The sequence below is a fragment of the Micrococcus sp. GbtcB5 genome, assembly GCF_019091605.1.
GTDB lineage: Bacteria > Actinomycetota > Actinomycetes > Actinomycetales > Micrococcaceae > Micrococcus > Micrococcus luteus.
Genome location: NZ_JAGXJK010000667.1, coordinates 1 through 228, shown reverse-complemented (window position 1 = coordinate 228; position 228 = coordinate 1). Strand labels below are relative to the sequence as shown.

Here is a 228-nt window from a genome sequence, read left to right as displayed (position 1 = left end):
GGCCGTGCGGGAGTCCGCCACCATCGACTGGAATCTCAAGGACTCCGTCCGCGCTACCATGCGCTCCAAGGTGCGTCGCCTGCTGGCACGCTACGACTACCCGCCTGATACTGAGGCGAAAGCCATCGAACTGGTACTCGTGCAGGCGGAGCTGCTCGCTGCGGTCGATCCACTCCCGCAGGTGCGGCTTCTCCGAGCCGATCGTGGTGGAGGCGCCGGGGCCGGGGG

1 protein-coding gene is annotated in these 228 nt (G+C 68.0%); it reads left to right on the top strand.

Annotated elements, in window-relative coordinates; translation table 11 throughout:
* Positions 1 to 228 (top strand): type I restriction enzyme endonuclease domain-containing protein (locus KVS67_RS13895; RefSeq protein WP_217565628.1); only part of this gene is annotated, 228 nt, incomplete at both ends.